This window comes from Actinosynnema sp. NPDC004786, from assembly GCF_053601135.1.
Window position 1 is genome coordinate 39,481 of the sequence record NZ_JBSGBG010000009.1, and the last position, 14,943, is coordinate 54,423.

Annotated in this window: 8 protein-coding genes; 7 read left to right on the forward strand and 1 reads right to left on the reverse strand. The window is 75.4% G+C overall.

Features of this window, described 5'->3' with window-relative positions; genetic code table 11:
* Positions 1 to 14: 14 nt before the first annotated feature.
* From ACWEFJ_RS10065 to ACWEFJ_RS10095, 7 genes are read left to right on the forward strand one after another with little or no spacing between them, the layout of a single operon-like run.
* On the forward strand, positions 15 to 3,329 hold the full coding sequence (locus tag ACWEFJ_RS10065) for a non-ribosomal peptide synthetase (protein WP_449713524.1): 3,315 nt from the start codon (positions 15 to 17) through the stop codon (positions 3,327 to 3,329).
* Positions 3,326 to 7,195 carry a beta-ketoacyl synthase N-terminal-like domain-containing protein gene (locus ACWEFJ_RS10070; protein WP_449713525.1) on the forward strand — a complete coding sequence of 1,290 codons (3,870 nt, stop codon included), beginning with the start codon at positions 3,326 to 3,328 and terminating at the stop codon, positions 7,193 to 7,195. Before ACWEFJ_RS10065 ends, ACWEFJ_RS10070 begins: the two co-directional genes overlap by 4 nt.
* Positions 7,192 to 8,448 (forward strand): MFS transporter, encoded by a 1,257-nt coding sequence (locus ACWEFJ_RS10075; RefSeq protein WP_449713526.1) that lies wholly within the window; start codon positions 7,192 to 7,194, stop codon positions 8,446 to 8,448. Before ACWEFJ_RS10070 ends, ACWEFJ_RS10075 begins: the two co-directional genes overlap by 4 nt.
* Complete coding sequence (locus tag ACWEFJ_RS10080) at positions 8,445 to 9,701, forward strand: cytochrome P450 family protein (protein ID WP_378093234.1); 1,257 nt, start codon at positions 8,445 to 8,447, stop codon at positions 9,699 to 9,701. Before ACWEFJ_RS10075 ends, ACWEFJ_RS10080 begins: the two co-directional genes overlap by 4 nt.
* Positions 9,698 to 10,414 carry a thioesterase II family protein gene (locus ACWEFJ_RS10085; RefSeq protein ID WP_449713527.1) on the forward strand — a complete coding sequence of 239 codons (717 nt, stop codon included), beginning with the start codon at positions 9,698 to 9,700 and terminating at the stop codon, positions 10,412 to 10,414. The genes ACWEFJ_RS10080 and ACWEFJ_RS10085 overlap by 4 nt, the downstream gene beginning before the upstream one ends.
* Before the next feature lie 4 nt (positions 10,415 to 10,418).
* Positions 10,419 to 11,243, forward strand: coding sequence for an SDR family oxidoreductase (locus tag ACWEFJ_RS10090; protein ID WP_449713528.1), 825 nt, complete (start codon positions 10,419 to 10,421; stop codon positions 11,241 to 11,243).
* A 19-nt stretch (positions 11,244 to 11,262) separates the two neighbouring features.
* Positions 11,263 to 13,695 carry a non-ribosomal peptide synthetase gene (locus ACWEFJ_RS10095; protein ID WP_449713529.1) on the forward strand — a complete coding sequence of 811 codons (2,433 nt, stop codon included), beginning with the start codon at positions 11,263 to 11,265 and terminating at the stop codon, positions 13,693 to 13,695.
* A 12-nt stretch (positions 13,696 to 13,707) separates the two neighbouring features.
* On the opposite strand, the gene ACWEFJ_RS10100 is transcribed toward ACWEFJ_RS10095, so the two are convergent.
* Positions 13,708 to 14,883: an MFS transporter gene (locus tag ACWEFJ_RS10100; RefSeq protein ID WP_449713530.1), complete on the reverse strand. Its 1,176-nt coding sequence runs from the start codon at positions 14,881 to 14,883 to the stop codon at positions 13,708 to 13,710.
* Positions 14,884 to 14,943: the final 60 nt, after the last annotated feature.

Sequence of the window (14,943 nt, forward strand, 5' to 3'; positions counted from 1 at the left end):
CGAAGGAGCGCGAGATGACGTTGGACGAGTACGCGCTGTCGGTCCTCGGGTCGGGCGCCGGCACCGAGGGGTTCGCCACGCGCAGCTTCATCGGGCTCGGTGGCGATTCGCTGCGCGCGATGCGCCTGACCGCACTGGCGCAGGAGAACCTGGGCGTGCGCCTGTCGGTGTCCGACCTGCTCTCGCCCGTGCCGCTCGGCGAGGTGCTGGCGAACGTCGTCGGCGTCGCCCGGCCCGAACCGGCGGACGCCCCGACGCCCGTGCTGACGCCCATGCAGCGCGGCATGTGGCTGGTGGACGAGGTGCTGGGCGGCTCGACCTACAACCTGGTGTTCACCTGCGCCGTCACCGCCGGCGCGCTGGACCGCGAGCTGTTCGGCCGGGCCGCCGCCGCGGTGGCCGAGCGGCACGCCACGCTGCGCACGGTGTTCGTGGAACGCGACGGCCAGGTGACCCCCGTGGTGACCGACGCGCCGCCGTCGATCGAGGACGTCGCGTTCGCCGGCGACGACTTCGACGCGCACGTCCGGGACGTGGCGGCCACGAGCGGGCGGGTCCCGTTCGACCTGGCCTCCGCGCCGCCGTGGCGGCTGCTGTTCGTGGCCGGACCCGAACGCCAGGCGTTCGTGCTGGTCGCGCACCACGTCCTGCTCGACGGCGGGGCGGTCGGCCTGGTGCTGCACGAGTTGGCCCGCGCGTACGGCGCTTTCGCGGCCGGCGGGCCGAGCCCGTTCGACGGACCCGCGCCGACGACCGCCGCGCTGCTGCTGCGCCAGGAGCAGGCCAAGCGCAGCGGCGAGTGGGAGCGGCAGGCCGAGTTCTGGGCCGGGCACCTCAAAGGCGTGCCGACCGTGCTGGAGGTGCCGACGGACCGGCCGCGCCCCGCGGTGCAGGACCCGTCCGGCGCGCGCGTCCCGCTCGACCTGGGTGACGAGCTGACCGCGCTCGTCGGCGCGCGGGCGCGCGACCTGGGGATCACGCCGTTCGCGTTCCTGCTCGGCGCGTACGGCCTGGCGCTGCACCGCTGGACCGGCGTCGACCGCTTCCTCGTGGGGGTCGCGCTGTACGGCCGCGACACCTCGGAGCTGGCCGGGCTGGTGGGTGTGGCGGGCAACCTGGTGCCGGTGCGGTTGGACGTCGACGACGACCTGCCGGCCGCCGACTACCTGCGCGCGGTGCAGGAGTCGCTGGCGTTGAGCATCGGGGCAGGCGCGCTGCCGTTCGAGGAACTGGTGGCCCGGTTGGGCGTCGAACGCGACCTCGGCGCGCACCCGCTGGTGCAGGTGTGCTTCGGGATGCACGACCAGCTCGTGCCGCGGCGGCTCGCGTTCGGCGACGCGGAGCTGGACGTCGAGGAGGGCCACGGCGGCGGCGCGCAGTTCGACCTGTCGCTGTCGTTCGGCCGCTCCGAGCCCACCCTGGGCGCCCAGCTGGAGTACGCGACGGCGTTGTGGCAGGAGGCGGACGCACGCGCGTTCCTCGCCGACTTCACCACCGCCGTGCGCGAACTCGGCACGGCCCGGGGCCGGCTGGAGGACCTGCGCGCGATCTCCGCCGAACGCCGCGCGGTGCTCGACGCGATCAACGCGACCCGGCGCGACTTCCCCGCCGTGACGGTGGACGAGCTGGTGCGGCGGGCCGCCGTGCGCACCCCCGACGCGGTCGCGGTGCGGGCGGAGGACGTGGAGCTGACCTACGCGCAGCTCGTCGGCGCGGCGGCGGAGCAGGCGCGGCTGCTGCGCGAGGCCGGCGTCGCCCGGGGCGACCGGGTGTTGGTCGCCGTGGACCGGTCCGTCGCCGAAGTCGTCGCGGTGCTCGGCGTCCTCTGGTCGGGCGCCGCGTACGTGGGCGTCGACCCGGCGCAGCCCGCCGCCCAGCTGCGGCACGTGCTGGCCAAGGCCGCGCCCAAGGCGGCGCTGCTCGACGCGCCGGACGCGCTCCCGCCGGGGGACGTCCCGGTCGTGGCGACGTGGGAGCCGTCGTGGCCGGCCGCCACCGCCGAACCGACCCCCGGCGGGCCGGACGACCTGGCGTACCTGGCGTTCACGTCCGGCTCCACGGGCGTGCCGAAGGGCGTCGCGGTGCCGCACCGGGCGGTGGTGCGGCTGGTGCACGAACCGGACTTCCTGCGACTGGCGCCGGAGGACCGCGTGCTGCGGCTCTCCCCGCTGCCGTTCGACGCGTCCACCCTGGAGCTGTGGGCACCGCTCGTGGCGGGCGCGGCGGTGGAGGTCCACCCGGCGGGCCTGCCGTCGGCGTCCGAGCTGGGCGCCTTCCTGGCGCGGCGGCGGGTGAGCGTCGCGTGGCTGACCGCCGGCCTGTTCCGGTTGGTCGCCGAGTTCGCGCCGGACGGGCTCGGCGGGCTGCGGCAGTTGCTGACCGGCGGCGACGTGGTGCCGCACGACCACGTGGCCCGGGTGCTGGCACGCCACCCCGGCCTGGTCGTCACCAACGGCTACGGGCCGACCGAGAACACCACGTTCACCACGACGCACTCGGTCCGGGTCGCCGAGGACGCGGACGGGCCGCTGCCCATCGGCGTCCCGCTGCCCGGCACCCGCGTCCACGTCCTCGACCGCCGCCACCGGATCGTCCCGCCGGGCGCGGTCGGCGAGCTGTACGCGGCGGGGGAGGGCCTGGCGGACGGGTACGTGGACGACGAAGCGGAGACGGCACGCGCCTTCGGCGCGTTCTCCCCGGACGTCCCCGAACGGCTCTACCGCACCGGCGACCTGGTCCGCGTGGACGCGGCGGGGCGGCTGCGGTTCCTGGGGCGGCGGGACGACCAGGTGAAGCTGCGCGGGTTCCGGGTGGAGCTGTCCGCGATCGCGGACGTGCTCAAGGGCGACGCGCGGGTGCGGGACGCGGCCGTGGTCGTCACCGACGGCGACGCCTTCGAGAAGCGCCTGGTCGCGGCGGTCGTGCCGGTCGGCGACGTGCGCACCGACGACCTGCGCGACCGGGTCGCGGAGCGGCTGCCCGCGTACATGGTGCCGACCCTGTGGGCGGTCGTGGACCGGGTTCCGGTGACGGGCAACGGGAAGGTCGACCGGCGTGCGCTGGTGGCGGCGGCCCTGCCCGCCGGGCAGCACGTCGCGCCGCCCGCGTCGACGGGCGCGGAGTTCTTCGCCCGCGCGCTCGGCCGCGACGCGGGCGAGGTGACCGCCGACACCGACTTCTTCGCCGTCGGCGGCAACTCGATGGGCGCGGTGAAGCTGCTGCGGCTGGTGAAGGACGAGCTGGGCGTGACGGTGCGGTTGCGGGAGTTCCTGCTGGAGCCCACGCCCGCCGGCCTGAGCCGGCTCATCGACCAGGCCGCGCGCCCGTGACCGGGGGCTCCGTGGCCGTCGTCGGGATGGCGTGCCGGTACCCGAAGGCCCGTGACGTCCGCGAGTTCTGGGCGAACCTGCGGGCGGGCGTCGAGGGCGTCACGCGGTTCGACCGCGAACAGCTCGTTGCGCGGGGCGTGCCCCGGGACCGGGCGATGCGGCCGGACTTCGTCCCCGCCAAGGGGTTCCTGCCCGGCGCGGACCGCTTCGACTGGGCGTTCTTCGGCTACAGCCGCGCGGAGGCCGCCGGGATCGACCCGCAGCAGCGGGTGTTCCTGGAGGTCGCCGTGACCGCGTTGGACGACGCGGGGCTCGACCCGACGCGGTTCCCCGGCTGGATCGGCGTGTACGCGGGTGCCGACGTGGTGCCCGCGCCCGACCTCGACGACCAGGGCGAGCTGGCCCGGGTGATCGGGCTGGAGAAGGACTTCCTGACCACTCGGGTGGCCTACAAGCTGGGCCTGCGCGGGCCCGCAGTGACCGTGCAGACGGCGTGCTCCACGTCGCTCACCGCCACCCACATGGCGGTGCGCGCGCTGCTCGGCTACGAGTGCGACGCGGCGCTGGCCGGCGGCGTCACGGTGACCCCTCGGCACGACTGGGGGTACGTGCACGAACCGGGCGGCATCCTGTCGCCGGACGGCACGTGCCGCCCGTTCGACGCCGAGGCGGCCGGCACGGTGCCCAGCGAGGGCGTCGGCGTGGTCGTGCTGAAGCGGCTGGAGGACGCGGTGCGCGACGGCGACCGGATCGCCGCCGTGCTGCTCGGGTCGGCGATCAACAACGACGGCGGCGAGAAGATGGGCTACACCGCGCCGTCGTTGCGCGGTCAGAGCGAGGTCGTGCACTACGCCCAGCAGGTCGCCGGCGTCGACCCGGCCGACCTGGACTACGTCGAGGCCCACGGGACCGCGACGCGGATCGGCGACCCGGTCGAGGTGCAGGCGCTCACCGAGGTGTTCCGGGGCAGCACCGACGACACCGGCTCGTGCCTGATCGGCGCGGTGAAGAGCAACCTGGGGCACACGGGCGCGGCGGCGGGCGTCGCCGGGTTGATCAAGACGGCGTTGATGCTGGAGCACCGCGAGGTCGTGCCCACGCTGCACTTCTCCCGGCCGAACCCGTTGCTGGAGCTGGACACCACGCCGTTCCGGGTGGCGCGGGAGCACCGGCCGTGGCCCGACCGCGGCACACCGCTGGCGGCGGTCAGCGCGTTCGGCATCGGCGGCACCAACGCGCACGTGATCCTGGGCGCCGCGCCGAGCCGGCCGCGTCCGGTGACCCCGGGCCCCCGGGTCCTGCCGGTGTCCGCGCCGACGCCGGAGGCGCTGGCCGAGACCGGTCGGGCGCTCGCCGGGCACTTGTCGGCCATGCCGCCCGGGGCGACGGTGGGCGAGGTCGCGCGCACGCTGGCCGGGCGGCGGGCGCACCCGCACCGGCGGGCCGTCGTGGCGGGCGACCTCGCCGAGGCCGCCGCCCTGCTCGGGACGGAGGTCCGGTCCGCGGCCGGCAGTCCGGGCGCGGCCGGAACCCTCGGCGCTCCTGGCGCGGCCGGCAGCCCGAGCCCGGCGGGCACTTCCGGCCGGGCGGGCGCTTCCGGCGCGGCGGGCGCGGCCGACAGCTCGGACGTGGCCGGCGCTCCCGGTGCGGCCGACACTCCGAGCGCGGCCGGCGCTCAGGGAGCGGCCGGCGGCCCGAGCCCGGCCGGCGTTCCGGGGGCGGCCAACACCCCGGGCGCGGCCGACACTTCGAGCGCGGCCGATACTCGGAGCGCGGCCGGCAGCCCGAGCCCGGTCGGCGCTCCGGGCGCGGTCAACACCCCCGGCGCGTCCGCCAACGCCGCCAACGCCGCCGACTCCGGCGGCACGGCGTCGGTCCGGTCAGCCGGACCGCCACCGCTGACCACGGCCGTGTTCCTGTTCCCCGGCCAGGGCGTGCTGCGCGACGCGGCGGGCGCGGCGGCGCACCGGTTGTTGGACGGGTTCCGCGCGCACTTCGACGCGATCGCCGACGCCGTCCGCGCCGCGCACGGGGTGGACCTCACGCCCGTGGTGTCCGACGCCGGCGACCCGCGGTGGTTCGAGCACACCGTGCACCAGCAGCTCGGGCTGTTCGCGCTCGGCTGCGCCCTGGGCCGCCAGCTCGCCGACTGGGGCGTGCGGCCGGCGGCGTTGTTCGGCAACAGCGTGGGCGAGTACGCCGCCGCCGTGCTGGCCGGGCTGTGGACCCCGGAGGACGCCGCGAACCTGGTCCACGAGCGGGCCGCGGCGATGTGGCGGACCGAACCGGGGCTGATGGCGGCCGTGGACGCGTCGTGGGACGAAGTGCTCCCCCGGCTGGAGGGCCACGACGGCGTGTCCGTCGCCGTCGCCGGACCCGGCCGCACCGTGCTCGCGGGGCCGCCGCGGGCCGTGCGGGCGCTGCTCGACGGCGACGACCTGCGCGGCTTCGCGGTCCGGTTGTTGGCGACCGCCAGGGCGTTCCACACACCCGCGATGGAACCCGCCGCCGCCGCGCTCGCCGCGCTGGTCGCCGCGACCCCGGCGACACCGCCCACCGTGCCGATGATCTCCAACGAGACCGGCGACTGGGCGGGCGCGGTGACCACACCGGAGTACTGGACCAACCAGATGGTGCGCCCCGTCCGCCTCGACGACGGCGCGCGCACGCTGCTCGCCGCGGGCCACCACACGTACCTGGAGCTCGGGCCCGGGGCGTCCATGTCGGCCACGCTGCGCCGCCACCCCGACTGGTCGCCCGAGCACGGCGCGATCCCGCTGCTGGGCGGCGAGCGCGACGTGCTGCGCGCCCTGGCGGCGTTGTGGGAGCGCGGCGTGGACCGGGCGTTGGAGCACACCGACGACGGCTCGTGGCGCCGCTCGCTGCCCACCCACCCGTTCACCGCGGTCGACCCGGACCGCGGCGGAGCACCGCGCCCGCGCGTCGTGGTCACCGCGCGGCGACCCGGCGCGCTGGCCGACATCTGGACGTCCGCCCTCGGCGTGGCGTCCGTGTCGGACACCGACGACTTCCGCGCGCTGGGCGGCGACTCGCTGATGCTGGTGGACCTGCTCGCCCGCGTCCGGGAACGCACCGGTCGGACCGTCGCGTCGGCCGAGTTCCAGGCCGAGCCGACGTTCGGCGCGCTGACCCGCCTGGTCGGCGCGGAACCACCGCCGGGCGTGGTGGCGTTCGGCGCGGAACGGTCGGGCGACCCGCTGTTCCTCGTCGCCGACGCGACCGGCGCGGTCGAGGGCTACCGCGCCCTCGCCGACCTGCTGGACGTGCCCGTGCACGGCCTCGAACCCGTCGACCCCGCGCCCGACGTGGCCGCCTTGGCGGCGCAGCACGTGCGACGCCTGCGGGCGGTGCGGCCGGACGGCCCGTACACCGTCGGCGGCTGGTCGTTCGGCGCGGTCGTCGCCCACGAGGTCGCCTGCCTGCTCCGCGCCGACGGCGCGGAGGTGGACCTGCTGGTGTGCCTGGACGGGTACGTCCCCGTCGCCGGGCGACCGCTGGCGACCGACCCGGCCCACCTCCTCGGCCTCGCGCGCACCTTCGTGGGCGCGGCGACCGGGCTGGACGCGTTCGGCCGCCGCCTGCGCCGCGCGCCGGCCGTGCGCCGGCGGTTCCTGGCCACCGTCGCCGCGCTGCCCCGGCACCGGCCCGGCCGCCCCGACTTCCCGGTCGCCGTGTTCCTCGCGCGCGGCGACGGACGTGACGTCCGACGCCTGCGCGAGGTCTACGGGACCGGCGTCCAGGTCCACCCGGTGGGCGGAGACCACTGGTCGATGCTCGCCGACCCGCACGTCCACCGGCTCGCGGCACGGCTGCGCTCGGTGCTGCACACCAGGGAGTCCCGATGACCGAGAGCGTGGAGCAGGGCACCGCACCGCCGGTTCCGCTGCGCCGCAACGTGAACTTCCAGGCGCTGTGGACCAGCGAGTCGTTCGCCGCCGTCGCCAAGGAGACCGCGGAGTTCGCCTACCCGCTGCTGATCCTGGCCACCACCGGCTCGGCGCTGTTCGCGGGCACGGTGGCGTCGGCCCAGGTGGTGGTCGCGGGCCTGGTGTCCATCCCGGCCGGGCGGCTCGCCGACCGGTTCGACCGCAGGCTGCTGATGATCGGCTGCAACCTCGCGCGGGTGGTGCTGCTCGGCCTGTTCGCGCTGCTGATCGCGACGGACCTGGTCACCTTCCCGCTGGTGCTGCTGATCTCCACCGCCTCCGCGGTGTTCCTCAGCCTGTCCCAGCCGGCGGGCATCGCCGCGATCAAGGCGCTGGTGCCGCCCGACCAGGTGTCGACGGCCATCTCGCAGAACCAGATCCGGTTCTTCGGCGCGACGCTCGTCGGCCCGCCCATCGGCGGCGCGCTGTTCGGCCTCGGCCGGGCCTTCCCCTATTTGGGCGCGGTGTTCGGGTTCCTCGTCTCCACCCTGCTGCTGCTGGTGATCCGCAAGCCGATGCAGGCCGAGGCCACCACGCACGACGACGGGAAGCGGCACGCCAAGGAGGGGTTCCGGTTCATCCGCCGCAACCCGATCCTGCTGATGATGCTCATCTGGGTCATGTGCTCGAACATGGTCTTCAACCACACGGGCCTGTTCATCGCGCTCGCCGCGACCGCCCACGACACCGACACGGCCTCCGCCGTGACCGGCGCGGCGGTGGCGTTCGCGGGCGGCGGCGGCCTCATCGGGTCGCTGGTCGCGTCCTGGGTGCACCGGCACGTCCCGCCGCGCGTGATCATGCTGTACGCGGCGTGGGTCGGGCCGGTCGCCGCGCTGCTGCTGGCGTTCACGCCGCCGCTGATCGTGATGGGCGTGGTCATCGGGTTCGTGTTCCTGCGCGCCCCGATCGTCGGCTCGCTGTTCCTGTCGTACGTGACCGTGCTCGCGCCGGACAAGCTCCAGGGCCGCGTGCTGGGCGCGGTGTTCTTCCTGACCATCATCGTGCAGCCGCTGGGGATCTTCCTGGTGGGCACGATCTTCGACCTGGCGGGACCGGTCGGGGTGTTCCTGTTCATCCTCTCGATCGCCACGCCCGCCGCGCTGACCACCCTGACCAGGACGATGCGGACCCTGCCCCGTCCCGCGGAACTGGAGGAATCGGTGTCATGACCGCAACCGGGAAGATCACGGCGGGGGAGCCCGCGGTGCGGGTGCTGCCCCCGGAGTTCTTCAACGACCCCGGCGACGACCGGCACGGCTGGGAGGCCGCGCTCCGGGCGGACGGCCCCGTCCACCGGATCGACTACCCGCCGGGCGCCGAGGCCTACATCGTCACCGACTACGAGACCACGCTGAAGGCGTTCACCGACCCGCGCCTGTCCAAGAGCGTGGACGCCGCGCCCGCGTGGTTCCGCGAGCAGCTGCGCGACGCCAGCCCCGTGCTGATCCGCAACATGATCACCGCCGACCCGCCGGACCACACCCGGCTGCGCAAGCTGGTCAGCCGGGCGTTCACCGCCCGCCGCATGGAGCTGCTGCGCCCGCGCGTCCAGCAGATCACCGACGACCTCATCGACGACTTCCCGGAGTCCGGCGAGGTCGACCTCATGGGCTTCGCCTACTCCCTGCCGATGCGCGTCATCAGCGAGTTCCTCGGCGTCCCGGACGAGGACCGGCCGCAGGTCCAGCAGGACGTGGTGATGCTCAGCGAGGCGCCCTACCCGGACGAGGAGCGCAACCGGCTGCTGCGCGTGGCCAGCGACAAGATCGAGCGGTACCTGCTCGACCTGCTCGCCGCCCGACGCGCGCGACTGGGCGACGACCTGGTCAGCGACCTGATCCGGGCCGCCGACGAGGACGACGTCTTCGAGGAGTCCGAACTGGTCTCGACGCTCGTCCTGCTGATCATCGCCGGGCACAAGACCACGGCGAACCTCATCGGCAACGGCACCCAGGCGTTGCTCCAGCAGCCCGACCAGCTCGCCCTGCTGCGCGCGGACCCGTCGCTCGCCCCGTCGGCGGTGGAGGAGTTCCTGCGGCTCGACTCGCCGGTGTTCCGCGGGACGCTGCGCATCGCCACGGAGGACATGGAGCTGGGCGGGCAGCACATCCCGAAGCAGAGCTTCGTGCACCTCATGCTCGGGTCGGCCAACCGCGACCCGCGGGTGTTCGAGGACCCGGACCGGCTGGACATCCAGCGCAAGGTCAACAAGCACTTCGCGTTCGGGCACGGCGCGCACTTCTGCGCCGGCGCGCCGCTGTCGCGGGTGGAGGGCTCGGTCGTGTTCCCGACGATGCTGCGCCGCCTGCCCGGTCTGCGGCTGGCGGTCGCCCCGCGCGACCTGGACTGGGTCTTCGACAACTCCACCAGCCGCGGCCTGCGGTCCCTGCCGGTCGCCTACGACGAGAGGCTGCCCCGATGACCGGCGCCGGAGAGCCCACCACGCTGGTCTGCCTGCCGTTCGCCGGGGCCGGCGCGTCCTTCTACCACCCCTGGTCGCGGTTCGCGGGCGACCGGCTGCGCGTCCTGCCCGCCCGGCTGCCGGGCCGGGAGCGGCTGATCGACGTCGAGCCGCACCGCGACGCGCACGTCGCCGCGGCCGCCCTGCTCACGCAGGTGGTGGCGGACCTGGGGGACGCCAAGCGGGTCGCGCTGTTCGGCCACAGCCTGGGCGCCGTGCTCGCCTACGAGCTGGCACACCGGCTGCTCGACGTGCCGGGCGTGGAGGTGGTGCGGCTGTTCGCCAGCGGCTCCCCGCAACCGCACGTGCAGCGCGATCGCCGCGCCACCGGGCTCGACGACGACGAGTTCGTGCGGCGGGTCAGGGAGTTCGCCGGGTTCAGCGACGACGCGCTGGACGACCCGGAGATGCGCGAGCTGATCCTGCCGACGCTGCGCGCGGACGTGGAGATGCACGAGGGCTACGTGCCGTCCACGACGGACCCGCTGCCCGTGCCGGTGACCGCGCTGCGCGGCGCGGACGACGAGCTGGTGACCTCCGCCGAGGCCGCCGGGTGGGCGGCCGTGACCACGGCCGGGTTCGAGCTGGTCGAGCCGCCGGGCGGGCACATGTACCTGGCCGACGCGGGCGAGCGCCTGGTCCACCTGGTGGACCGGGCCGTGAACGAGGGGTGAGGACGTGCGGCTGAGCGGCAAGGCGGTGCTGGTCACGGGCGCGGCCCGCGGCCTGGGTCGCGCCACCGCGCTGGCCTGTGCCGCCGAGGGGGCCGACCTCGTGCTGCTGGACGTGGCCGCGGACGTGCCCGGCGTGCCGTACCCGCTGGGCACGCCGGGCCAGCTCGCGCACACCGCCGAGCGCTGCCGGGCCGCGGGGGCGGCGGTGCTCGCGCACGCCGCCGACGTGCGGTCCACGGCCGACGTGCAGGCGGCGGTGGACCTGGCGCTGGACCGGTTCGGGCGGCTCGACGTCGTGGTGAACAACGCCGGCGTCGCCGCCCCGGCGGGCAAGCCGGTGCACGAGATCGGCGAGGACGAGTGGTCCCTGATGCTCGACATCGACCTGACCGGCGCGTGGCGGGTGATCCGCGCGGTCGGCAAGCACATGGCGGCCGCGCGGTCGGGCAGCATCGTCAACATCTCCTCCACGGCCGGCCTGGTGGGGTACCGGCACTTCGCCGGCTACGTCGCCGCCAAGCACGGCGTGATCGGGCTGACCAAGGCGGCGGCGCTGGACCTGGCCCCGATGAAGGTCCGGGTGAACGCCGTGTGCCCCGGCTCGGTGCGCGACGACAACGAGGTGGAGGGGCGGATGCTCGCCGAGATCGCCCGCGCCCTGGACGTGCCGGTCAGCGAGCACGAGCAGGCGTTCACGACGGCGCAGCCGATGAACGCGCTGGTGGAACCCGCCGACGTGGCCGCGGCGGTGGTGTACCTGGCGTCCGACGAGTCGCGGCACGTGACCGGTGCGGTGCTCGCGGTCGACGGTGGCTTCAGCGCCCGATGACGGGGACGGGGGAGTGGTGATGGCGGTGCACGCGGTGGCCGTGCCGGTGGACGTGGACGCGGCCGAACTGGCGGCGCGGGTGCGCGCCCGCGTCGGGGCCCGGCTGTGGGTGGACGACGTGCCCGCCGGGGAGTTCGACCGGCGGCGGGCGGCGGAGCTGGCGCGCCCGACCGACGACGTGCGGTGCGTGCTCGTGCGCTCGGGCGAGAGGGCGTCCCTGGTGGTCGCGGCCCGCCGGGACCTGCCGGTGCTCGGCCTCGCGGCGGCGCTGCTCGACCCGTCGGCGGAGCTGCGCTGGGAAGGCCGGGCGGTCGCGGCGCCGGCGGCCGACCCGCCACCGTGGGGCCTGGGCACGGGGTCGGGCGTCGCGTCGGTGGCGCTGCCGGTGGCCGGCGGGGACGAGACCCGCTGGCGCGCGGCGCTGGCCGACGTCCTGGCCTGGTACGGCGGGACCCCGGCGGTGGGGCTGTTCGTGGAGACCACGCGCCTCGCCGGGGCCGAGTACGTCCCCGGCCCGCCGGTGCACCCGTTGACGCTGACCGTGTTCCCGGAGGGCGACGGGTGGGTCCTGCGCTGCGACCACCTGACCGGCCACTTCGCCCCCGACGTGGCGGAGCGGTTCGCCCGGCACGTCGCCGCCGCGTACGACGCGGGGGTCGCCCCGTCGCCCGCCGTCGTGGCGGAGCTGGTGGAACTGGGGCGGTCGCCGGTCGCCCTGGACTCGACGCCCACGACGATCCCCGAGGCGTTCCGCCGCGTCGTGACCCGGTCGCCGGAGGCGATCGCGGTGTGCGACCGGGACGTCCGGCTCACCTACGCCCGCCTCGACGCGCTCTCCGACGCCGTGGCGGACGGCCTCCGGGAGCGGGGCGTCGGGCCGGGGGACCGGGTCGTCGTCTGCCTGGAGCGGACGTCGGAGCTGGTCGTGGTGCTGCTCGGGGTGTTGAAGGCCGGCGCCTGCTACGTGCCGACCGACCCGGCGTACCCGGCCGACCGGCTCGCCTACACCGCGCGCGACGCCGCCGCCGCGCTCGTCGTGACGCGGCTCGCGGGGTTCCCGGCCGACGACGCCGTCGCGCCGGACGACCTCGCCGCCCCGCCGGGCTCGACCGGCGCACCCGCGGGCGGGCCGCCGTCGGACGCCGACTCCCCCGCGTACGTCATCTACACGTCGGGTTCCACGGGACGCCCCAAGGGCGTGGTCGTGCCGCACCGCAACGTGATCGCGCTCGTGGACGCGACCCGGGACGAGTACGGGTTGGACGCCGACCAGGTGTGGACCCTGTTCCACTCCAGCGCCTTCGACTTCTCGGTCTGGGAGGCGTGGGGCTGCCTGCTGACCGGCGGGCGGCTGGTCGTGGTGTCCTATGAGGACTCCCGCGACCCGGAGCGGTTCCGCGACCTGTTGGCGGGCGAGGCGGTGACGGTGCTGAGCCAGACGCCGTCGGCGTTCGCGCAACTGCTCGACGTCGACCACGCGGCCTTGGCCGTGCGCCTGGTCGTGCTCGGCGGCGAACCGCTGGACGCCCGCGTGCTGCTGCGCTGGCACGACCGGCACCCGGACTGCCGCGTGGTGAACATGTTCGGCATCACCGAGACCACCGTCCACGTCACCGCGCAGACCTACGACCGGGGGCTCGCGCTGGCCGCGTCCCGCTCGGTGGGCCGGCCCCTGCCCGGCTGGCACGTCTACGTGATGGACGAAGGAGGCCGGCCCACCCCGCCCGGGGTGCCCGGCGAGATCTGGGTGGGCGGCGCCGGCGTCGCGCTCGGCTACCTCAACCGGCCCGAGCTGACCGGGCAGCGCTTCGTCCCGGACCCGTACGCCGGGGGCACCGCCTACCGCAGCGGCGACCTGGGCCGGTTGCTGCCCGACGGCACCCTGCACCACCTCGGCCGGATCGACGGCCAGGTGAAGATCCGGGGCTTCCGGGTCGAACTGGACGAGATCCGCGCGGTGCTGCTCGAATCGCCCGACGTGCGCGCGGCGGCCGTCGTCGTCCGCGACCCCGGGACCGCGCGGGCGCGGCTGGACGCCTACGTCGTCCCCGCCGGGCTGGACACCCGCGACCTGCACACCCGCGCCCGCGACATCCTGCCGGACCACATGGTCCCCGCGACCGTCACCGCGCTCGACGCCCTGCCGCTGACCGCGAACGGCAAGCTCGACGCGTCCCGCCTGCCCGAACCCGACCCGCGCGCCGAACCGGCCGCCGCACCCCCTCCGCCCGGCGAGGGCTCGACCGACGAGGGGTTGGCCGAGGCGATGAGGGAGGCGTGGAGCGCGGCGTTCGGCGTGCCCGTGGGCCTGGACGACGACTTCTACCACCTGGGCGGCAACTCCCTGCTGGCCGTCCGCATCAGCGCGGCGCTCAAGTCGCGCGGCCTGCCGTCACCGAGCCTGCGCGAGCTGTTCCGCACGCCGACGATCAGGGAGTTGACCACGAGGTGACCTGTTCGCGGATCACCGGCGGCGCGGCGGGCATGTGACGACCAACGCCGCCGCGACGACCGCGGCGAGCACACCGGCCAGGACGAACGTCGTGCCGAGGCCGACGGCGTCGATGACCGGTTGCGCGATCAGCGGTGACGAGAACTGGCCGAGGAACAGGGCCGACGTGAGCAGGCCGAGCGCCCTGGTCCGCGCGCCGGGGGACACGGAGGCGACCAGCCAGCCGTTGAGGGTCGGGTTCTGCAGGCCGATGCCGATGCCGACCACCACCATGCCGAGGCCGGCCACCCAGAGCGTGCCCGCCGAGCCGATGAGGAGCAGCCCGACGGCGAGCGCCGCGAACATGCCCGTCGCCAGCACCGGGAAGTCCCACCGGGCGCGCAGTCGCCGGTAGTTCAGGCCCACCAGGGTCATCACCAGGTTCACCGCGGCGATCAGGGCCCCGGCGACCGCCGGACCCGCGCCGCCCACCTCGGCCAGCCAGAACGGGGCCTGCGTCGGCACGGTGTAGAACGCGACGACGCCCAGGAACACCAGCGCGTACAGGCCGAGCGACCGCCGCTGCCACGGCGTGCCCCCGGTGACGCCTTCCTCCGGCCGCACGGCCGCCTCGGGCACGAACCTGAGCACCAGGACCAGCAGCGGCACCGCCAGCAGGTACACCGCGAACGGCCCGCGCCAGCTCCCGGCCGCCAGCACACCGCCCATCAGCAGCGCCACGACCCCGCCGAAGCCCATCGCCGCGCCCTGGAGGCCCAGCACCCGGCCGTGCTCCGCGACGGGGTGGTGGTCGGCCAGCAGGGCGGTCGAGGTGGTCATGATGCCCGCGATGCCGACCCCGAGCAGCGCCCGCCCGACGAGCAGCCCGGACAGCGAGTCCAGCACCAACCCCGACCCGCCGCCCACGGTGTAGAGCGCGAGGCACGCCACCAGCACCGGCACGCGCCCCGTGCGGCCGCTGAGCCGGGCGAGCAGCGGGGCGGAGATCATGATCAGCAGGCCGGGCAGCGTCAACACCAGGCGCACCAGCAGTTGCGCGTGCGGCTCGCCCGCGAAGTGCCGCTCCATGCCCGGCAGCGCCGGGGTGATCGTGGCGCTGGCCATGATGGTCATCGTGCTGACGCCGAGCAGGGTCGCCAGGAGGGACTTGGGCGGTCGCCGCACCTCCGCGACGGGTGTTGCGGTCATGGTGGCGACGCTAAGACCTCGACCATGCTGGAGGTCAACGACCACGCAGCCGTGATCACG

Coding starts and splice junctions, on each gene's coding strand:
- ACWEFJ_RS10065 (WP_449713524.1), top strand. CDS start 15: ATGACGTTGGACGAGTACGCGCTGTCGGTCCTCGGGTCGGGCGCCGGC.
- ACWEFJ_RS10075 (WP_449713526.1), top strand. CDS start 7,192: ATGACCGAGAGCGTGGAGCAGGGCACCGCACCGCCGGTTCCGCTGCGC.
- ACWEFJ_RS10080 (WP_378093234.1), top strand. CDS start 8,445: ATGACCGCAACCGGGAAGATCACGGCGGGGGAGCCCGCGGTGCGGGTG.
- ACWEFJ_RS10085 (WP_449713527.1), top strand. CDS start 9,698: ATGACCGGCGCCGGAGAGCCCACCACGCTGGTCTGCCTGCCGTTCGCC.
- ACWEFJ_RS10095 (WP_449713529.1), top strand. CDS start 11,263: ATGGCGGTGCACGCGGTGGCCGTGCCGGTGGACGTGGACGCGGCCGAA.
- ACWEFJ_RS10100 (WP_449713530.1), bottom strand. CDS start 14,883: ATGACCGCAACACCCGTCGCGGAGGTGCGGCGACCGCCCAAGTCCCTC.